Source organism: Duganella zoogloeoides (assembly GCF_034479515.1).
In the GTDB taxonomy this organism is placed as follows: domain Bacteria; phylum Pseudomonadota; class Gammaproteobacteria; order Burkholderiales; family Burkholderiaceae_D; genus Rugamonas; species Rugamonas zoogloeoides.
In genome coordinates this window covers 3,170,873-3,191,749 of record NZ_CP140152.1, presented here as the reverse complement: position 1 = coordinate 3,191,749, position 20,877 = coordinate 3,170,873, and the positions used below count along the sequence as shown (strand labels likewise).

Here is a 20,877-nt window from a genome sequence, read left to right as displayed (position 1 = left end):
TGCTGTCAACCGCGGGGTTCCACTGCATCGCGGTGTCCGACATGGTGTACTCTGTCGCCGGCCAACCGCGCGGTGGAAAAAGCTGAAATGGCGTGAGGCATGCGCGGCCTGATGCTGGGCGCGCTGGCTATGCTTGATCGAAAAGTTCCGCGCTGACAGCGGCCGAGATGTCGGAGACCCGGCGTTCAGCGCGCGCCGGCGGCAAACTCCCGGGCCGGCAGCCGGACCTTGACTGTCGCCACCGGCGCATCCGCCGCTTCGGCAAGGATCACCTCGTACTCGCCGGCAGCGATTTTCCAGCGGCCCCTGGCCGAGTCGAACACGGCCAGCGTGCGCGGGTCGATCTCGATGCGGGTTTCGCCGGCAGCGCCCGCCGCCAGGGTGAGCTTGTCCCAGCCGCCCAGGCGCTTCGGCGCTTCCCAGCCCGATCCTTTCTTGCTTACGTATACCTGCGGCACGGCCTTGCCGGCACGCTGGCCGGTGTTGGTTACCTTGAACGAGACCATTAACGCGCCGGCCTGCGCCTGCGCCTTCACCGCCGAATAGCTGAACGACGTGTACGACAAGCCGTGGCCGAAGGCGAACAGCGGTTTGTGGCCGTGCTTGTCGAACCACTTGTAGCCCACCGCTGCGCCTTCGATGTAGTAGTCGGTGGCAAAGCGCGCATCTTCCGCCAGACCCACGCCATCGACCACGGGACGCGGCAACTGCGCCACCGACAGCGGGAACGTCGCGGGCAGGCGCCCGGACGCGTCCACCTCGCCGGTCAGCACGCGGGCGATCGCATCGCCACCGCGGCTGCCCGGGTACCAGGCCTGCACCACGGCATCCACGTTGGCCAGCCACGGCATGGTCACCGGCGATCCGGTCTCCAGCACCACCACGGTGGACTTGCCGGCGGCCGCCACGGCGGCGATCAGAACGTCCTGCCTGCCAGGCAGCGACAGGTCGGGCTGGTCGATGCTCTCGGCGGTCCACTGGGTGGCGAAGACAATGGCCAGGTCGCTCGTTGCCGCCAGCCTGGCAGCCGCCGCCGCGTCCTTGCCGTCGTGATAGACCAGTTTTGCCTGCAGGCGCGCGGCCAGCGCCGCCAGCGGCGAGGAGGGCGCGTAGATGATCGGTCCGGGGAAGGCGGCAGGCCCCTCGTTGGGCACCGGCGAGCCGCCGACCGGATAGACCTGGGACGAGCCGCCGCCCGACAGCACGCCCACGTCCGCATGGCCGCCGATCACGGCAATCGTCTGCTGCCGGCCGGTCAGCGGCAATACGCCGTTGCGATTCTTCAGCAGCACGATGCCTTCTTCGGCCACCGCCTGCGCAATCTCGGCATGCCGCGCGTAGTCGATGTTTTCGGGCTCCACCCGCACCGGGTGTTCCGTCAGGCCATTGGCCATCATGGCGCGCACGATGCGGTAGGCCATGTCGTCGAGACGCGCCGGCGGCACGTGGCCGTTTTCCACCGCCTCCTTGAGCGCGCCGTTGAAGTACGGCGACTGGTCGAACGGCCAGCCCGACTGCTGGTCCAGGCCAGCCAGCGCGGCTGGTATGGTCGAATGCACCGCGCCCCAGTCGGACATCACATAGCCCTTGTAGCCCCAGTCGCGCTTGAGAACCTGGTTCAGCAGGTAGTCGTTTTCGCACGCGTAGGCGCCGTTGACGCGGTTGTAGCTGCACATGACCGAGCCGGGGTCGCCCCGTTCGATGGCGATCTGGAATGCCAGCAGGTCCGACATGCGGCCGGCTGCGTCGTCGATCCTGACATCGACCTTGAAGCGGCCGGTTTCCTGGTCGTTGTAGGCGAAGTGCTTGACGGTGGCCACCAGGTGGTTGGACTGGATGCCCCGGATCTGTTCGCCGGCGATGACGCCCGCCAGGAGCGGATCTTCACCCGCGTACTCGAAATTGCGGCCCGCGCGGGGTTCGCGCTGCAAGTTGACGCCCCCGGCCAGCATGACGTTGTGGCCCGACAGGCGCGCTTCCTTGCCGATCATGGCGCCGCCCGCGTAACTGAGCGCCGGGTTCCAGCTGGCGGCGGTGGCAATGCCCGCCGGCAGGGCCGTACGCTGGCGCGGGGCGGGGTTCGGCTGCGAGGCCACGCCGGTGCCGGCGTCGGTCAGTTGCTGGTCCGGGATGCCCAGGCGCGGCACGCCGGGCAGGTAGCCGGCGCTGAAGGGCACGCCTTTCTCGGGCTTGGCCGTGCCCTTGTAATCGGTCGAGAAGTAACCGAAAACGGTCTGGATCTTCTCGGCGAGTGTCATTTCCGCCACAGCGGTGCGGGCGCGGGTGTCGAGCTGGGCGGGGGTGGCCGCCGCGGCATGGCCCGTTCCGAACATCAATGTCATCAGCAGCGGCAGGGGCCGCATGATGGTGGAAATTTGTCTCATCTATTACCTCTGGTTGTAGTGATAAAGCTGCGGCTTAACGGATTTTGGCAATGATTTCATGCTTTTTAGGTCGAGAAGCATCATTGCTTTTGACTGAAAACGATTTCACGGCATCTTCGGCAGATCGGCTTCGGAAGTCAAGCGCTTTGTAGTTCAGGTACTCAAAATAGAAAATTTTAGGTATTTTTACTACGTTTAGTGAGTACAGCTAAACAAATTCTTGACGCTCGATTTGTAATTCGGGTAACTTTGCCACCTGAAAGCGATTTCATAATCTTGGTTGGTGAAAATCGCAATGCAACTGCCGGTATTTTTTGCTAGGCGGATTCTCGGTTGCATTGTTCAAGTTTTTTTAACCACGTTTGACAACGATTTCATAGCAACGGTAGCGACCAAAATAATGCAACAATCCGCATCGGAGACAGAATGAAACACCTGAACAAGACGGCCATGGCGATTGCCGTGGCGCACATTGGCGTGATGTCCGGCGCCAGCGCCTGGGCCCAGACCATGCCCGCCGAGCCGCAACCGGCCGCACCTGCCGAAACCAGCGTGGTAGTGGTGTCCGGCCAGCGCGCAGCCTTGCAGTCCGCGCAAAAAATCAAGCAGAACGCCGACGAGATCGTCGATTCCATCAATGCCGACGACATCGGCAAACTGCCGGACCGCTCCGTGACCGAGGTGCTGCAACGGGTGGTGGGCGTGACCATCGACCGCAGCATGGCAGGCGACCCGCAGCACTACGCGGTCGAGGGTTCCGGCGTCGCGATTCGCGGCCTGAACTACGTGCGCTCGGAACTGAACGGCCGCGATTCGTTTTCCGCCAACGGCTCGCGCTCGCTCAGCTTCGAGGACGTGCCGCCCGAACTGATGGCCGGCGTGGACGTGTACAAGAATCCGTCCGCCGAGCAGATCGAAGGCGCCATCAGCGGCCTGGTCAACCTGCGCACCGCCATGCCGTTCGATTACAAGGGCTTCCGCGGCGCGATCTCGGGCCAGATGTCGTACTCGACGCTGCGCGAGGGCAAGGCCACGCCATCGACCTCGCTGCTGCTGTCGGACCGCTGGCAGACGCCGTTCGGCGAATTCGGCCTGCTGGTGGACTTTGCCAAGTCGCAAAGCGACACCCGCACCGACAACTTCCAGATCGAACCGTACTATCCGCGCGACAACTTGGTGCCGGGCAAAACCGTTTGGGTGCCGAAGGGCGTGACCTGGCGCACCATGGAATTCGAACGCGAGCGCAAGGGCCAGTATGCCGCCGCCCAATGGCGCCCGAACCGCGACCTGACCGCTTCGCTCACGTATTTCAAGTCCAGCTACCAGAACAGCTGGAGCGAACAGGCCATGCTGATGTCGCACGCCACCCCGTACGCGATCCAGGTGGCCAATGGCGTGTATGGCGCCAACGGCGCCTTGCTGTCCGGCACCCTGTCCGATCCCGACAATGGCGGCATCAACCTGAACCCGGACCGCCGCGTGTCGGCCCGCGATTCGTCCACCACCGACATCGCCCTGAACGTGCAATGGCGCGTGAACCAGGACTGGACCATCCGCAACGACTTCCAGCGCATCCGCGCCAAGACCAGTTCGCTCGATTCCGACGTGGCCACCGGCTTGCGCCTGCAAAAGCAGGGCCTGGACCTGACCGGCGGCCTGCCGACGCTGACCTTCGACGACGCCGACCGCGCCTACATCGCCAACCCCAACAATTACTATTGGGGCTACACCATGGAGCACCTCGACCGCTCCACGGCCAGCAACAACGTGTGGAAGACCGACTTCCAGCGCAACTTCGACCACGCCGTGCTGCGCGACGTGCGGTTCGGCGTGCGTTTTACCGACCGCCGGTCGGACACGCAAAACTCCAACCCCAGCTACAACTGGCAGCCGATCACGCAGCCGTGGATGCTGGGCTGGAACATCCCCACGCTCGCTTACCTGGGCGATCCACGCTTTGCCAGCGAGGCGCGCGTGCACCAGTTCAATAACTTCTTCAACGGCAGCGCGTCGGTGCCGGCAGCGGTATTCCCGGCCGACTCGGTGGCGCGCGGCTACCCCACCAGCTACGAAACCCTGCACAGCTACCATACGGTGCTGTGCCAGGAGCAGGCCGCCATCCAGGGCTGGGGCGAGTGCGAACCGTGGAAGCGCGCCACGTTCGGTACCGATCCGGCTGAAACCAACAATGTGTCGGAAAAAACCAAGGCGTTCTACACCCAGCTGCGCTTCGGCTTCGACGACCTGAAGTACCCGGTGGACGGCAATATCGGCGTGCGTTATGTGAGGACTGACATGAAGGCCGCCGGCTACACGGTACTGTCGCCCAACACCACGGTGATTCCGCCCGGCGCGGCCGTGGTCGGCGTGCCGATTCCCGATATCCGCGCGTTCTCGAGTCCCGGCGACTTCCAGAACACCTACAACAACGTGCTGCCAAGCCTGAACCTGCGCCTGAAAGGCAACGACGGCTGGCAGTTCCGCCTGGCGCTGGCCAAGGCGATCTCGCGGCCGGACTTCAACAAGCTGCAGGCCTATAACTCGCTGTCGCAAGTGGTCAACAGCAGCGTCGATCCGGTGACCGGTGCGGTCAACGTCAGCAACGTCAGCCTCACCGGCGAGGCGGCAGGCAATCCGATGCTGCGGCCCACCACGTCCACCCAGCTGGACCTGACGGCGGAGTGGTACTTCAAGCCAGGCGGCTCGCTGACGCTGGCGCTGTTCAACAAGCGCCTGAAAGATATCGTGGTGGACCAGCTGGTCAACGTGCAGCTGCCCGACACGGCCGGCACCATGCACAACTTTGCCGTCACGTCGCCGGTCAACGGCGCCAAGGGCCGTGCGCGCGGCTTCGAACTGGCTTACCAGCAGTATTACGACAGTGTGCCGGACTGGCTCAAGGGCATCGGCGTGCAGGCCAGCTTCACCTTCGTGGACAGCAAGCGCGACCTGTACAACCCCGTGTATTCGGCGTATTGCAGCGGTAACGCCGACGGCGCGGTCAACCTGAACCTCAACATCAACGGCTGCGATACCGACGGCCGCGTGTTCGGCGACCTGCCGTTGCAGGGGCTGTCGCGCCGCAGCGGCAACCTGGCGCTGATGTACGACCGCGGCCCGGTTTCTGCACGGGTGGCCTACAACTGGCGTTCGCGCAGCCTGCAGGCCGTCAACACCTATGGCGCGCGCGGCACCGATGGCAAGGACACCAACCCGGCCAGCCCGACCTACGGCGCCGAGAACCTGGCCTGGGGCCTGCCGCTGTGGGCGGAAGCCTACGGCCAGGTCGATGCGTCGATCTTCTACAAGATCACCGAGAAGCTGTCGATCGGCCTGGAGGCGCAAAACCTCAACGATGTCCAGTTCCGCCAGACCATGGACCAGCATATCGGCAATATGAACCACACCTGGTTCAAGACCGGTCCGCGCTACACGGCGCAGCTGCACTACACGTTCTAGGCATCTCCGCCAGCAGCCAGGGCCGGCAATGCCGGTCCTGGCCGTGACCCCTCCACCCGACAAGGACCATATGACGCACACATTGCCTGGGCTGGCGCTGGCCTGCCTGCTGGCCGTTGCCACGACTGCCACCGCCACCGAACTCTATGCCGATCCACAGTCGAGCGCCGCCGCCTGGGTGCGCGCCCACCCGGACGACCCGCGCGCAGCCGCCATCGGCGCGCACATCGCCAGCCAGCCCGGCGCGCGCTGGTTCGGCGGCTGGAGCGGCGACATCGGCCCCGCCGTGGACCAGTACGTTGCGGCAGCGGCTGCTGCCAGCCGCCTGCCGGTGTTGGTGGCCTATAACATCCCCGCGCGCGATTGCGGCCAGCACAGCGCCGGCGGCGCCGGTTCCATGAATGGCTACCGCGACTGGATCCGCGCATTTGCCGGCGGCATCGGCAGCCGCGCCGCCGTGGTGGTGCTGGAACCGGATGCCTTGCCGCAGCTCGACTGCCTCGATGCGGCGGGCAAGGCGAACCGCTTGCAACTGTTCCAGTACGCCACCGGCCAGCTGGCAACGCTGGCGCCGAACGCCCAGGTGTATATCGACATCGGCAACAGCGACTGGCTGGCGCCGCCGGAAGCCGCCAGGCGGCTGGTGGACGCCGGCGTGGCCGGGGCGGCAGGGTTCGCGCTCAACGTCTCGAACTACCGCACCGATGCCGAGAGCAACCCGTACGGCATCGCCGTGGCCGATGCGCTGCGCGACAAGTACCGGCTGACAAAAAGCTTCGTGGTCGATACCAGCCGCAACGGCGCCGGCCCGCTCGGCAAGGAATGGTGCGACCCGGCCGGCCGCCGCCTCGGCGCTGCGCCGCGCATCCATGCCGCCGGCAGCCAGCCGGCCATGACATTGTGGATCAAGTCCCCGGGCGAAGCCGACGGTTGCGCCGCCGCCGCCGGCACCTTCGTGCCCGACCTCGCGCACAAGATGATCGACGGCCGCTAAACCATCTCACACAAAGGAATAACGTGGCAATCATTCAACCGGTCCAGACCCGGCCCGAACCATCCGAACCGCCTGGCGCGCACAAAGGCCTGCCGCCGCAGCCCACCCAGGGCGGCGCACTGACCATGGTCACCATGCTGTTTTTCATGTGGGGCCTGATCACGGCGCTGAACGACGTGCTGATTCCGCACTTGCGCGCGGTGTACACCTTGAGCTATGTGCAGGCGATGCTGGTGCAGTCGTGCTTTTTCGGCGCGTACTTCCTGGTCTCGCTGCCGGCCGGCGCGCTGGTGCGGCGCATCGGCTACCAGCGCGGCGTGGTGGCCGGGCTGGCCACGGCCGGTGTCGGCTGCCTGATGTTTTATCCGGCCGCGCAAGCCGGCTTCGGTCTGTTCCTGGCCGCGCTGTTCGTGCTGGCCAGCGGCATCACCATGCTGCAAGTGGCGGCCAATCCTTACGTCACCATCCTCGGGCCGGCGGCCACTGCCTCCGGTCGGCTCACGCTGACCCAGGGTTTCAACTCGCTGGGTACCACGGTCGGCCCGCTGGTGGGCGCCTGGCTGATCCTGTCGGACGGCGCCGCCGACGGTGCGCACGCCGTGCAGGGACCGTACCTGATGCTGGCGTTCACGCTGCTGGCCCTGAGCATGGGCTTTGCGCTGGCCAGGCTGCCGCAAGTGGCGGCAACTGCCGACGACCGCACGCCGCTGGTGCTGCGCCAGCATCCGCGCCTGGTGTTCGCGGTGCTGGCGATCTTCCTGTACGTGGGCGCCGAAGTGGCAATCGGCAGCTTCATCGTCAATTTCCTGACCGAGCGCCATATCGCCGGCTTGAGCGTGGCAAACGCCGCCCATTACGTCAGCCTGTACTGGGGCGGGGCGATGGTGGGGCGCTTTGTCGGCGCGCTGGTGATGCGCCGCGTCAGCGCCGGCAAGGCGCTGGCGTTCAGCGCGGCCCTGGCCGTGGTGCTGATCCTGGTGGCCGTGTTCGGCAGCGGCAGCGTCGCCATGTGGGCCGTCCTGGCCGTGGGCCTGTGCAACGCCATCATGTTCCCCACCATCTTCAGCATGGGCTTGCACCAGCTGGGCGCCGGCACCGGCCAGGCCGCCGGCCTGCTGTGCATGGCCATCGTGGGCGGCGCCGTGGTGCCGGTGGGGCAGGGCGTGCTGGCCGACCTGGTGGGCGTGCAAGCGTCGTTCCTGCTGCCCGCCGCGTGCTATTTGCCGATCCTGTGGTTCGGCATCAAGTATGCCGGCATTTACCGCCAGGCTGCCGCATAAGCCTGGCGGCTGACGTTGTATCGATAAATCCAAAAAAGGAGACCAGCATGACGATGAAACACCCGCAACATGCAAAACGGCCGCACCTGGCCACCCTGGCGAAACGGCTGCTGCCGTCGCTGTCGCTGCTCGCTTGCACGGGGGCTGCCGCTGCGCTGCCGCCACTGTACGTCGATCCGCAATCGACCGCTGCCATCTGGGCCGGCAACCACCCCAGCGACGGGCGCGTAACCGATATCCGCAATCGCATCGCCAACCAGCCTGGCGCACGCTGGTTCGGTGGCTGGAGCGGCGAGATCGGTGCCGCCGTCGGCCATTTCGTCGGCACCGCGTGGTACTACGGGCGCACCCCGGTGCTGGTGGCGTACAACATCCCGGCGCGCGACTGCGGCCAGTACAGCGCAGGTGGCGCCGGCTCGCTGCAGGCTTACCGCGACTGGATCCGCGCGTTTGCCACTGCCGTCGGCAGTCGGCCGGCCATCGTCGTGCTCGAGCCCGACGCCTTGCCGCAACTGGACTGCCTGGACGCAGCCGGCAAAAGCGCACGGCTGGAACTGCTGCGCTACGCAGTGGCGCAATTTGCCGCGCTGGCGCCCGGCGCTTACCTGTATCTCGACATCGGCAACAGTGCCTGGCTGACCCCGGCGGAAGCGGCCACGCGGCTGGTCAATGCGGGCGTGGCCGGTGCGCGTGGCTTTGCGCTCAACGTCTCGAACTACCGTACCGATGCCGAGAGCAATCCGTATGGCGTGGCGGTGGCCAACGCCTTGCGCCAGCGTGGCCTGGAAAAAACCTTCGTGGTCGATACCAGCCGCAATGGTAATGGACCGAACGGCACCCAGTGGTGCGATCCGGCTGGCCGCAAGCTGGGCGTTTCGCCGCGCGTCAATCCGGCCGGCAGTACGCCGGAAATGGTCTTGTGGATCAAGTCGCCCGGAGAGTCGGACGGCTGCGCGGCGCCGGCTGGAACGTTCTCGCCGGACTTGGCCTACAAGATGATCTACGGTTACTAAAACCCGGCTTGCGCGGCTAGGCCGCCAGCGCCACCCGGCTTGCGCGGCTATGCCGCCTGCGCCGCGCTCGGCACCAGCTCGATGATGTCGTCGTGGTAGTCGGCTACGGCGGTGCGGTGCGCCACGCTGATGATGGCGCTGTCGGGCAGTTCTTTCAGCAGGGCCTGGTACAGGCTCGCTTCGGTGGCCGGGTCCAGCGCGCTGGTCGCTTCATCGAGAAACACGAAGTCGGGCCGTTGCAGCAGCACCCGGGCAAAGGCGACGCGCTGCTGTTCGCCGCCGGACAGCAACTGCTGCCAGTTGTCGCGCGTGTTAAGTGACGTGATGCGCCCGCCCAGGCCGCAGATTTCCAGCACGCGCCGGCAGGTGGCGTCGTCGAACTGGTCGGGCATCAGCGGGTAGCACATGGCGGCCTTGAAGGTGCCGCTCGGCAGGTAGCTGCGCTGCGGCAGAAACATGATGCGCGCCTTGGCCGGCAGCGTGACGGTGCCGGCGCCGTGCATCCAGATGCCGGCCAGGGTGCGCAGCAGCGTGCTCTTGCCGGTGCCGGACGGCCCGCGCACCAGCGTGCGGCTGCCGGCCGCCAGTTTCAGCGGCGCCACATCGGCCAGCGGCTCACCTTCCGGCGTGCGCAGGGCGAGCACACTGCTGTGGATGTCGGACTGGTTGCCGCGCACCACGGTAAAACCGTTCGGCCGGGCGTGGGCCTTGTTGATCGCCCACGAAAAATCGCGCAAGCGGTTGGCCAGTGCCAGCCACATCGCAAAGCTCTTGTACGACTCCTGGAAATAACCGAGCGACGCGCTCAGCTGGCCGAAGGCGCCGACGGCCTGGGTAACGCCGCCCATCGTGATCTCGCCGGCAAAATAGCGCGGCAGGGCGGTCAACGTGGGCAGCACGGCAAACAGGTGGCCATAGACCGTCCTGGTCATCTCGAGCTTGGCGTTGCGCACGACCGTGGCCAGCACGTTGTCGCGGATTTTCGCAAAGCGGCGGCGCAGGCGCTGCAATTCGTTGGCGGCGCCGCCATAAAACGCGATCTGCACGGCGTTTTCGCGCACCTGCATGGCGCCGTAGCGGTAGTCGGCCTCGACGGTCTGGCGTTTCATGCCCAGCACGATCAGGCGCTTTCCCACCCAGTGGACCAGCAGCAAATAGGCAAGGTTGTACAGCAGGGCGACATAGACCATGTAGCCGGGGATTTTAATGCTCCAGTCACCGATCGGGATGGTGAGGGTTCCCGAGAGCGCCCATAAGACCGCAGTGAAAGCCACGATGTTGACCAGCACGTTGATCATGTTGGAGATGTTGACTACGCTGCTGTTGGCAAACAGCCGGACGTCTTCGGCGATGTGCTGGTCGGCATTGGAAAGGGCGCCATCGGGATCCATGGCGTAATAAGCATGCGAGCTGAACCACTGTTCCAGGTAGTGGTTGCTGAGCCAGGTGCGCCAGTCGAGGTCGATCAGGTCGATGATGGCAGTGCGCACCACGCCGAGCGCACCGACCAGCAAGCCGACGCCGATCGTCATCCAGACCACTTTTTTCAGCAGGTCCCAGTTGCGGGCCAGCAGGGCGTCGGTCAATTCGCCGGTCAGCTCGTTGGCCCGGACGTACAGCCAGGCGGAGCCCAGCGTGATCGCCAGCCACAGCACCACCAGCAGCCAGGCGCGCCAGCGCTTGCGCGCACCCCAGTACGGCGCAAACAGGTGCAGCATGCCGGGCCGGTGGGCGGCATCGGGGGAAGAGTGTGCGGGTGCGGCGTTCACGGCAGAAGTGGTTGACAAGTGATGCACGGTTTCAGTGGCTGTGCCAGCCCATGGCGGTGACCGGCAGGGCGCGCAAGTAAGTGGAGCGAATTAAAAAGGAATAAACATGACATGGGATGCGCCTATGAATGTGAGCTGGGTGCATGGATATCGACTGTTGCACTGCATCATAACGTTATTATGAAAATGTTTGCAAAGAAACAGTACAACAGTGCGCATTAATCCAGTTTTACTCGGATGACAAGTTAGCGATCTCACACAGTTGGTTGCACGGCGATGTTATTTTGCGTGCTCTACAGGAGGGAATATGACGATCGGAAAATCGGTGCGCGACCAGGGTGGCGACGCATCTGGGGACGGAGCAACCGGCATCAAGGCTGACGGCCAGATGGAAGGCAGTAGTTACAATCCGCTGGGCAATCCGGGCGTGGAGCACTGGCAAGCGACCTATGTCAGCAAGGACGGGCTCGGGGATCGCGGCGATGTGTTCTTTGCTGCGGTCGAGATGACGCGCATGCCGATGATTATTACCGACCCGCGTCAGCCCGATAACCCGATCGTGTTTGCCAACGGTGCGTTCATGGATTTGACCGGCTACAGCGAGAGCCAGATCCTGGGGCGCAATTGCCGCTTTTTGCAGGGCGCGGACACCAACCGCGACACCGTGGCCGAGATCCGTCACGGTATCGAGGAGCAGCGCGCCGTGGCGGTCGATATCCTCAACTACAAGGCCGATGGCACGCCGTTCTGGAACGGGCTGTACATGGGCCCGGTGTTCGATCGCAACAGCGAACTGCTCTACTATTTTGCGTCCCAGCTCGACATTACGGACAAGTTCAACCAGTACCAGTCGTCGATCCAGGCCCAGAAGATGGAAGCCATCGGTGCCCTCACCGCGGGGTTGGCGCACGACTTCAACAATCTCCTGCACGTTGCCACCGGCAACCTGGAACTGGCCACCCGCCAGCTGCAGGGGTCGAACTCGGCCATCGATGCACTCGAGCGCAGCCGGGGGGCGCTCGACAAGGCGACCCGCCTGACCCAGAAGCTGCTGACGTTCGCCCGCAAGCAAAATCTCCACCCGAAGCTGGTGTCCCTGAATCAGGTGGTGCTGGGCCTGGCCGACATGCTGGCGCCAACCTTGCCCAAGTCCATTACCCTGCGCCTCGATCTCGGCACCAATCTGCCGCAGTGCCAGGTGGATGCCGACCATCTTGATTCTGCCTTGCTCAACCTGATTAAAAACGCCCGCGAAGCGATGCCCGACGGGGGCGCGATCACGGTTGCCACCCGGCTGGCCACTGCCACGGCGCCTTCCAGGTCGCTGCCGCGTGGCGCCCATGCATGCGTGGAGGTGGCGATACAGGACAGCGGGCCGGGCATGGCCGAGGAAGTGGTGCAACGGGCCACGGAGCCGTTTTTTACCACCAAGGGGCCTGGTACCGGCCTGGGCCTGGCGATGGTGCACGGATTTGCTGAGCAGTCCCAAGGCAAGCTGCACATTGCCAGCACCCTGGGCAAGGGCACCACCGTCACCTTGAGGTTTCCGGCGGTGCAAGCAGCGCCGCCTGCGGCGCCCCTCGAGGAGCCGGCTGCCGCGGTTCCGGCCGGGGTTGATCACAGCAGGTGGCGCGCCAGGCGCCTGCTGGTGGTGGACGACAATGCCGATATCCTGATGCTGACCACCGAGTTTCTGCAAGCGTTGGGGTACGAGGTGGCGGCGGTCGACAGCGCGACCGCCGCGCTCGAGTACCTGGCCAGGGGCGAGCGGATCGACCTGATGTTTACCGATATCGTGATGCCGGGCGGGATGAATGGCATCGCCCTGGCGCAGGCGGTCGCGCGCGATTACCCGCATGTGAAACTTCTTGCAGCGACCGGTTACATGGACCAGCTGCCGGAGCAGGCGGACCTTGGCGCACCGCTGGACATCATCCCCAAGCCGTTCCGTTTCGATATGCTCGAGCAAAAGATCAGGCAGTTGCTCTGATTGCGCAGGGTAAACCGCGAAACGACGCGGGCGGCAGGACGGGCCGCGATGCGATCACGGCCCTCGATCCGGCCAGGTCACGGTGGCATCTTCGCAGCCTAGAAGTCCACCGTGGCCGACACCGTGAAGCTGCGCGGCGCCGCCAGCACCAGCGCGCCCGAGTCGAACGACGTGACCGCCGACGCCCAGTAGTTGCGGTCTGCCACGTTGTCGACGCGGGCGCGGAAGGTGACGTCGCGGTCGGCAATACGGGTGAGGTAGCGCGCACCGAGGTCGAAGCGGGTCCACGCACCGATTTCCAGCGTATTGGCCGGGTTGATGTACTGCTTCGAGGTGTACACCGCGCGGGCGGTCAGGGCCAGGCCGGGGGCGCCCGGCACATCCCATTCGGTGCCGAGGTTCAGCTGCGTCTTCGGTGCGCCAAGGGCATCCTTGCCCGAGAACGCGGTGCCACGCTGTTCGGCATCGAGCAGCGACAAGCCGCCCAGCAGGCGCAGGCCCTGGGTCGGCACGCCGAACACGCTGAGGTCCAGGCCCCGGTTGCGCTGTTCGCCACCGAGCGCGTACACGCCGTTCAGCTCGCCGGTGCCGATCGGCTTGGCGGCGGTGTACAGCGCCGCAGTCATGCCCAGCTTGCCGCTATCGTACTTGACGCCGATTTCCTTTTGCTTGGTTTTATAGGGCGACAGCACGGCGCCGCGATTCGAATAATCGCTGCCGACGATGCCGCCTTGCACCAGGCCTTCGCTGTAGTTGGCATACAGCGACAGGTCGCTGCGCACCTTGTACACCACCGCAGCAACCGGGGTCGTGGCGCTCTCGTCGTAGTGGGTGTCGGTGGCCAGGCCGGTGTTATAGGCGTAGCCCTGGTCCTTGATGGTCTGGCGACGCGCGCCGATCGTCACCAGGACGGTGTCGCCGTTGAAGCCCAGCGTGTCGGCAATCGCATAGCTCGACAAAATCGACTTCTGCGTGGTGCGCGGATCGTCGATATCGTTGCCGTAGGCGAGGGCGGAAGTGGGAATGTAGGTGGTCGTCGGCGCGTTCAGGTTGGTATTGCCGAGGCCGAAGCCGCCGAAGCCGTAGGCATTGCGCGAATCGAGCCAGAAGCCCGAAGCGGAAGCCACCAGCGTGTGCGTGACCGCACCGGTGGCAAGCTTGCCCCGTACGCCCGTTTCACCGGTACGGGTAGTGCGTTTGCCGGCATTGTCGAAGCGGTAGAAGCTGGCGGCCCCATCGGCCGACGACGATGTCAGGTTCGCCAGGCTATTGCTTTCGACGCCGGCGCGGCCGCCGAAGGCTGCCCAGGCGGTGATGTTCTGGTTGAGGTCATATTCGGCGCGGACGGTGCCGAAGGTGTCGCGCTCCTTGGAGAACGACCATGGCTGGGCAAAATTCTTCGATGCATCGGGAGCGGCCGGTACCGCCGTGCCACCCACGGTGACGCTGGGGCGTGGTGCGGTCAGGTCGAAGTCCTGGTAGCCGAGGTCGGCGGACACGCGCAGGTTGCCGGCGCGGTAATCGAGGCCCACCGTAAATAGGCTCACTTCGCTGCGCTGGTTGTCAACGCTGGTTTCGCCCTTGCGCTTGGCGGCATTCACGCGCACGCCGAACTGCTGGTTTTCGCCAAAGCGCCGGCCGATGTCAACCGCGCCGTAGCCGTTGCCGCCGGACGCAATGCCCGCCGTGAGCTGGGTCAGCGGCGCGTTGCCGGCGCGCTTGGGCACCAGGTTGATCGCGCCGCCCAGGCCGCTGCCGCCGGGCGCAGCGCCGTTCAGGAAACTGCTGGCGCCTTTGAATACTTCGACGCGCTCGAGCAATTCCGGCGAGACATACTGGCGCGGCAAGATGCCGTACAAGCCGTTGTAGCCGACATCGTCCGAGGCCAGCTCGAAGCCATGGATCACGTACGACTCCTGGAAGTTGCCGAAGCCACGGCTGACCCGCACGCCGGGATCGGCTGCCAGCACGTCGCCGATGCTGGAAGCTTGCTGGTCGGCGACAAATTGCGACGTGTAATTGGTGGAGTTGAATGGGGCGCTCATCATGTCCACGTTGCCCAATATCCCCATGCGGCCGCCGCGCGCAACCTGGCCGCCAGCATATTGTTTCGACAGGCCATCCTTGGAGGCGTCCGCCGACGCGGTAATGGTGACTGTTTGCAGTGTTTCAGGCTCGGCGGCAGCCGGGGCCGCGCCGCTCTGGGCTTGCGCGGCAGCGGTGGTCATCAGAACGGCGGCAAAAGCCAGTGGCGACATCTTGAACGTAGAGTTGTGCATGATTTGACAAATGATTGAAGGCGGTGACCTGAAAACGAGCCGACGTGTTCAGGCTGGGTAATAGGAATGATTATCATTATAGCCGCCATCCTGGCAACGGTGTGCGCTTGCCGATTCCTCTCCCTTTTTGTAGAATGAGAACAGTTATCATTCTCAACATCATTCAAATAATAAAGGACGTCCCTCATGTCGCACCGTGTAACCCCGTTTCAACCACGCCGTCTGGTGCTCGCAGCATTGCTGGCCGAACTGGCGGTGGGTGTCGCCGTGCCCGCGCTGGCGCAGACCGGCGCCGCCGCGCCTGCCGATAGCGACATCGCCGTACTGCCGCAGGTGCTGGTGACGGGCCAGGGTGAAACCGCCACCAGTGCAGTAGCCGGCTACCTGGCCAAGCGCAGCGCCACCGCCACCAAGACCGATACCAAGCTGTCGGAAACGCCGCAGGCGGTTACCGTCGTTACCCGCGACCAGATCATCGACCAGGGCGCCGGCAACCTGCAGGACGCGCTCAACTACGCGGCCGGCGTGCGCTCGGATGCCTACGGCATCGATTCGCGCAGCGACGGCATGCTGGTGCGCGGCGTCTCGCCCGACGAATACCTGGACGGCGTGCGCAAGTCGATGAGCTACTACACCAGTACCGCCCGCACCGATCCGTACACCCTCGAGCGTATCGAAGTGCTGCGCGGCGCGGCCGCCATGCTGTACGGCCAGGGCGGTACCGGCGGCGTGGTCAACATGGTCAGCAAGCGCCCGCAGGCCGTGGCGCAGAATGAAGTCGGCGTGCAGTACGGCAGCTACCAGCGCAAGCAGGTGCAGGCCGACTTCACCGGCCCGCTGACCGCGGACGGCAAGTGGCTGTACCGCCTGGTAGCGGTCAAGCGCGACGCCAATACCCAGGTCGATTACGTGCCCGACGACCACGCGCTGGTGGCGCCGTCGCTGACGTGGAAGCCCAACGCCGACACCACGCTCACGCTGCAAGCGCTGTGGCAGGACGATAAAACCGGCTCCACCTCGCAATTCTTCCCATGGTCCGGCGTGTTGACCAGCAACCCGAACGGCAAGATCCCGACCAACCGCTTCATCGGCGAGCCGGGTTTCGACCGTTACGACACCAAGCGCAAAACCATCGGCTGGGCCTTCGAGACGGCATTGAACACCGACTGGAAATTGCGTCAAAACATGCGGTACTCGTACAACAAGAACGACTATCGCACGTTGTACGCCGATTCGTTCTCGTTGCCGGGCGGCTTCAACGCCGATCCGGTCAACCAGCGCGTGGTGGACCGCTATGCGGGCGCCTCGCTGGCGCAGACCAAGGTGTTCGGTCTCGACCAGTCTGTGGAAGGCAATCTCGTCACCGGCACCATCAAGCACAAGCTCCTGCTCGGCGTGGACTACCTGCATTACAAGCAGACCGGCTCGGCGGGTTACCCGGCGGCTACCCCGATCGACGTCTACAACCCGGTCTATACCGGCTTCACGTTCAACGACCTGTCGCTGCTGGCCGCCAATACCCAGAAGCAGACCGGCCTCTATGTGCAGGACCAGCTGAGCCTGACGTCGAAATGGTTGCTGACGGTTGGCCTGCGCCACGACAAGGCCCGCAACGAGACCGAGGGTGCGGATACCCAGAAGTCGAGCGCCACCACCAAGCGCGCCGGACTGATGTACCTGTCCGACAGCGGCGTCTCGCCGTATGTCAGCTACAGTGAATCGTTCACCCCGGTTGCCAACAGCACCCAGGGCCAGGTATTCAAGCCGCTGCGCGGCGAGCAGTGGGAGGCGGGCGTCAAGTATGAGCCGGTCGGCCGCAACCTGTCGCTGAACGCCGCCGCGTATCGCTGGAAGGAAAAAAATCAGCTGGTTGCGATCTCCCCGGTACTGTCGGCCCAGCTCGACAGCACCAGCGCCCGCGGCGTGGAACTGGAAGCGCGCGGCCAGGTCGTCAAGGGGCTGGAGGTCATCGCCAATTACAACTACATCGATCTCGACGAGCAGCTCAACGGCGTTCCGTCGCAACAGACGTCGCTGTGGACCAAGTACAGCTTTGCCGCCGCCGGCGTGACCGGGTTGTCGGTAGGCGGCGGTGTGCGCCACATGAATTCGTTCCGCGACGGCACCGCGCCCACCACGCCTGATGTCACGCTGGTGGACGCCATGTTCGCCTGGGACAGCCCGAGCTGGCGCGTGGCCCTCAACGTCAACAACCTGGGCAACAAGACCTACGTTGCCACCTGCCTGAGCCGTGGTGACTGCTGGTTCGGCGCCAAGCGCAACGCGGTGCTGTCGGCAACGTATCGCTGGTAAATTTTGCGGCGGCCAAGGCCGCCCGCAGCGCTTCGCTGACGACGCTTCAAATATTGAGCGATAGCTTTTAGCGCGCAACGCCACCTTCGGGTGGCGTTTTTTTTGGACTCAGACTTCGCTCCACTGGCGCAGCAGGTTGTGGTAATGGCCGGTGAGCGAGACCAGTTCCGGGCAGTCGCCGAGCCGCGCGCGCAGCGCCTGGATGTTGCGGTCGAGTTCGAGCAACATGCCGCGCCGCGCATCGTCGCGCACCATGCTCTGGCTCCAGAAGAACGAACACACGCGTTCGCCGCGCGTGACCGGCTCCACGTGGTGCACGCTGGTGGATGGATACAGGATCAGGTCGCCCGCAGGCAACTTCACTTCGTGGGTGCCATAGGCGTCAATCACCACCAGTTCGCCGCCGTCGTAGTCGTCGGGATCGCTCAGGAACAGCGTGGACGAGACATCGGTGCGCAGCCATTGGCCGCTGCCGGGGACGCGGCGCATGGCGCCGTCGATATGGTCGCCGTAGTGTTCGCCGCCGGCATAGCGGTTGAACAGCGGCGGCAGGATGCGGTACGGCAGCGCGGCCGAAAAGAACAGCGGATTGTTGGCCAGCGCCGCCACGATGATCTGCCCCAGTTCCAGCGCCAGCGGCGAGCCTTCGGGTAGTTGCCGGTTGCGCTTGACCTTGGCGCCCTGGTCGCCGACCGAGGCGCGGCCGTCGATCCAGTCGGTCTGGTCGAGGCGCTGGCGGATATGGGAGACTTGCTCCGGCGTGAGCACGCCGGGGACATGCAGCATCATGATGGATTTCCTTGCAGGTAAACGCGCTACGTAAAGCTGACAGGATAATCCGATGTGCGCACGGCGTCCATGGCCCGAGGCTAGAATCCCGACTTGTAGGTGAATGCCGGCGCCACCTCGCCGGCCGCCGGGGTTGGCCCCTCGCCCCGGTTGGCGAATGCCGGCGTCGGATCTTGATTGCGCGACCGGGCATTGGAGATCACCGTGATGACCTGTTTGATCGTGGCCGGCTTGGGCAGGTGGTAATCGAATCCCGAGCGCATTGCCAGGTTGATGGTCGCCGCGTCGTTCAACGCGCTGAAAGCGATCAGCACGGTTTTGTGCGGAAAATCGGGTTTCCTGATCTGGCTGGCGACCTGGAAGCCGTCAACTTCCGGCATCAGCAAGTCGAGCAACACCACGTCGGGACTGAAGTTCCTGATCGCCTCCACCCCGGAGGCGCCGCCATATGCCGCCGCGCTGCTGTAACCGCACGCCTGCAGCAGTTCGACCATCAGGTCTGCCGATTCAGGGTTGTCGTCGATAACCAGAACAAAAGGTTGTTGTGTGGATGAGGCCATGATAAACAATCGTTGTAGTGCCGAAGGACACAGATATTCGGCGATTGTTTGGCCGACACGACTCGCGCGGTCGGGATCAGGACCGCGCGTAGACTTGGTAGGAATGATACTTACCGGAAGTAATTATACTTGCATTCGGAAAATCACAGGGCCGCTTTTCGGTCTATCAGAAGACGTCACGCAGCGACGCGCCGGCCCGGCGTGTGGGCAAAGCCGCGCATGCGCAAGCCGCCACGATGACCGGCGCAGGCAAGGCACGGGCCGCCGAGCTGGCCATTGCGCGGTCGTCCTCATTTTTTGTCGCCGCGAATTTCAACCGCGACTGTCGGCTTGCGCTTCCGGTAAAAGCGAGTTTATTGCAATGAGTAAGCGACGGCGGCGGGGAGGCCGCCCGGCGCGCTGAGCGTGAGTTCAGCGCATTGGCGAGTAAGGGGTAGGGGAGAGGAAGGAGTTGTCGATATGGCCCACGATCGGTGCATCGGCTTCCGATGCCGCGCGCTTGGCGATCCACTCGGGGTCGGCCATGAAACTGTTCCACCTGGTTTCGCGCTCGGCCAGGCTGTTCCACTTGAGCAGGTAGGTCAGGGTCTGGTTGCTGGGGCCCACGAGGGTGGTGAAAAAGCCAGCCGGTTCGATGCCGTGCTTTTCCCACAAGGGCAGCGTGACGTTCTGGAAGCGCTCGTGCAGGGCGGGCAGGCGGCCCGGCAGGCAGTGGTAAACCCGTAATTCGACGATCATTGTCCGTCCTTTCAAAATAGTGTGCGGCCAAGGATACCCGTGGCGCCATCTGGCGTCCAGTGAGCCATTTGGCGTGCCCCTGTCCAGCGCGCGCCGGTTGCATTAAGATGGCGATTCGTCCAGGGAGAGCCATGCCGAATCGCAGATCCGTATTAACCATGCTGGGCGGCGCCGCCGGCGCCGTACTGATGCCCGCCCCGGCCTTCGCCGCCACGTCCGAGTCGTTGAAAGATATCGCTGCCCGCAAGGGCATGCGCTTCGGTTGCGCCGTCGGCCGCCGCAGCGAGGGCGGCGACTCCGCATACGAGCAACTGCTGGCGCGCGAATGCGGCATGATCGTTGCCGAAAATGCCACCAAGTGGCCGGCCTTGCAGCCGCAACCGGGGCCGCACCGTTTCGCGGCCGCCGACCAGATGGTCGCGTGGGCCAGGGAGCGCCGCCTGCTGGTGCGCGGCCATACCTTGTTGTGGCAAGCGCGGCGCTGGCTGCCGGACTGGGTCAACCAGTACGATTTTGGCGCCGCGCCCGCACGCGTGGCCGAACGCCTGATGACCGAGCACATCAAGGCGGTATGTACGCACTTTGGCCGCAATATCTTCAGTTACGACGTTGTCAACGAGGCGGTCGATCCCAAGACCGGTGAGCTGATCGGCAATGTGCTGAACCAGAAGATGGGCGCGCTGGAACAGATCGACCTGGCGTTCGTGCTGGCGCGCCAGTACGCGCCCAATGCCCAGCTGGTCTACAACGATTACATGGGACCGGGCGCCGGCAGCGAAAAGCACCGCGCCGGCGTGCTGGCGCTGCTGGCCGCGCTGCGCGCACGCGGCACGCCGATCGACGCGCTCGGGCTGCAAAGCCATATCGGCAATACGCTGCCGGCAGCGGCCACTGCCGCCGGCAGCGACTGGCGCAAATTTCTCGACCAGGTGTCCGACATGGGATACGACCTGCTGATCACGGAATTCGACGTCAACGACCGCCAGTTGCCGGCCGATGTCGCTGCGCGCGACGCCGGCGTGGCCGCGATCGCGCGCGATTACCTGGACCTGACACTCAGCTATCCGCGCTGCCGCGATTTTCTGCTGTGGGGGATGGCGGACCATGTCAGCTGGCTGCAACAGTGGGATGACGCACGGCGCGCCGACGGCTTGCCGCAGCGGTGCACGCCGTACGACAGTGACCTGCGTCCAAAACCGCTGCGCGAGACCATTGCCCATGCATTGAAGATCATGCCACCCAGATTGAATTCGGGGCAGGGGCAGATCTATCGCCCGGACGGCACATCCTGATCGAGGCGACGGTCGCT

Annotated in this window: 13 protein-coding genes; 7 read left to right on the top strand and 6 right to left on the bottom strand. The window is 64.7% G+C overall.

What is annotated here, in order from left to right; translation table 11 throughout:
• Positions 1 to 185: 185 nt before the first annotated feature.
• Positions 186 to 2,363, bottom strand: coding sequence for a beta-glucosidase (locus SR858_RS14005; protein ID WP_019924253.1), 2,178 nt, complete (start codon positions 2,361 to 2,363; stop codon positions 186 to 188).
• 447 nt (positions 2,364 to 2,810) lie between these two features.
• Here SR858_RS14005 and SR858_RS14000 point away from each other — a divergent pair, with 447 nt between their 5' ends.
• The 4 genes from SR858_RS14000 (at position 2,811) to SR858_RS13985 (ending at position 9,130) form a co-directional block, all read left to right on the top strand.
• Positions 2,811 to 5,843, top strand: a complete 3,033-nt coding sequence (locus tag SR858_RS14000; RefSeq protein WP_019924254.1) for a TonB-dependent receptor — start codon at positions 2,811 to 2,813, stop codon at positions 5,841 to 5,843.
• A 70-nt stretch (positions 5,844 to 5,913) separates the two neighbouring features.
• A complete protein-coding gene (locus SR858_RS13995; protein WP_026637729.1) occupies positions 5,914 to 6,837 on the top strand; it encodes a glycoside hydrolase family 6 protein in 924 nt (307 codons plus the stop codon).
• A gap of 23 nt (positions 6,838 to 6,860) precedes the next feature.
• Positions 6,861 to 8,117 carry a sugar MFS transporter gene (locus SR858_RS13990; protein WP_019924256.1) on the top strand — a complete coding sequence of 419 codons (1,257 nt, stop codon included), beginning with the start codon at positions 6,861 to 6,863 and terminating at the stop codon, positions 8,115 to 8,117.
• Between the two features lie 47 nt (positions 8,118 to 8,164).
• Positions 8,165 to 9,130, top strand: coding sequence for a glycoside hydrolase family 6 protein (locus SR858_RS13985; RefSeq protein ID WP_019924257.1), 966 nt, complete (start codon positions 8,165 to 8,167; stop codon positions 9,128 to 9,130).
• Between the two features lie 47 nt (positions 9,131 to 9,177).
• Here SR858_RS13985 and SR858_RS13980 read toward each other — a convergent pair whose 3' ends face one another.
• Positions 9,178 to 10,917: an ABC transporter ATP-binding protein/permease gene (locus SR858_RS13980; RefSeq protein WP_157094844.1), complete on the bottom strand. Its 1,740-nt coding sequence runs from the start codon at positions 10,915 to 10,917 to the stop codon at positions 9,178 to 9,180.
• A gap of 289 nt (positions 10,918 to 11,206) precedes the next feature.
• Here SR858_RS13980 and SR858_RS13975 point away from each other — a divergent pair, with 289 nt between their 5' ends.
• Complete coding sequence (locus tag SR858_RS13975; RefSeq protein ID WP_019924259.1) at positions 11,207 to 12,889, top strand: ATP-binding protein; 1,683 nt, start codon at positions 11,207 to 11,209, stop codon at positions 12,887 to 12,889.
• Positions 12,890 to 12,987: 98 nt separating this feature from the next.
• On the opposite strand, the gene SR858_RS13970 is transcribed toward SR858_RS13975, so the two are convergent.
• On the bottom strand, positions 12,988 to 15,168 hold the full coding sequence (locus SR858_RS13970) for a TonB-dependent receptor (protein ID WP_019924260.1): 2,181 nt from the start codon (positions 15,166 to 15,168) through the stop codon (positions 12,988 to 12,990).
• A gap of 186 nt (positions 15,169 to 15,354) precedes the next feature.
• Here SR858_RS13970 and SR858_RS13965 point away from each other — a divergent pair, with 186 nt between their 5' ends.
• The gene (locus SR858_RS13965) at positions 15,355 to 17,481 is read left to right on the top strand and encodes a TonB-dependent siderophore receptor (RefSeq protein WP_026637731.1); all 2,127 of its coding nucleotides are present in this window, start codon (positions 15,355 to 15,357) and stop codon (positions 17,479 to 17,481) included.
• Positions 17,482 to 17,589: 108 nt separating this feature from the next.
• On the opposite strand, the gene SR858_RS13960 is transcribed toward SR858_RS13965, so the two are convergent.
• From SR858_RS13960 to SR858_RS13950, 3 genes are all read right to left on the bottom strand, one after another.
• Entirely contained in the window at positions 17,590 to 18,270 is a 681-nt protein-coding gene (locus tag SR858_RS13960; protein ID WP_019924262.1) for a Fe2+-dependent dioxygenase, read from the bottom strand.
• Between the two features lie 80 nt (positions 18,271 to 18,350).
• Entirely contained in the window at positions 18,351 to 18,830 is a 480-nt protein-coding gene (locus SR858_RS13955) for a response regulator (RefSeq protein WP_154820111.1), read from the bottom strand.
• Between the two features lie 411 nt (positions 18,831 to 19,241).
• Positions 19,242 to 19,568, bottom strand: coding sequence for an NIPSNAP family protein (locus SR858_RS13950; RefSeq protein WP_019924264.1), 327 nt, complete (start codon positions 19,566 to 19,568; stop codon positions 19,242 to 19,244).
• A 131-nt stretch (positions 19,569 to 19,699) separates the two neighbouring features.
• Here SR858_RS13950 and SR858_RS13945 point away from each other — a divergent pair, with 131 nt between their 5' ends.
• The gene (locus tag SR858_RS13945; RefSeq protein ID WP_154820113.1) at positions 19,700 to 20,860 is read left to right on the top strand and encodes an endo-1,4-beta-xylanase; all 1,161 of its coding nucleotides are present in this window, start codon (positions 19,700 to 19,702) and stop codon (positions 20,858 to 20,860) included.
• The last annotated feature ends 17 nt before the right edge of the window (positions 20,861 to 20,877 follow it).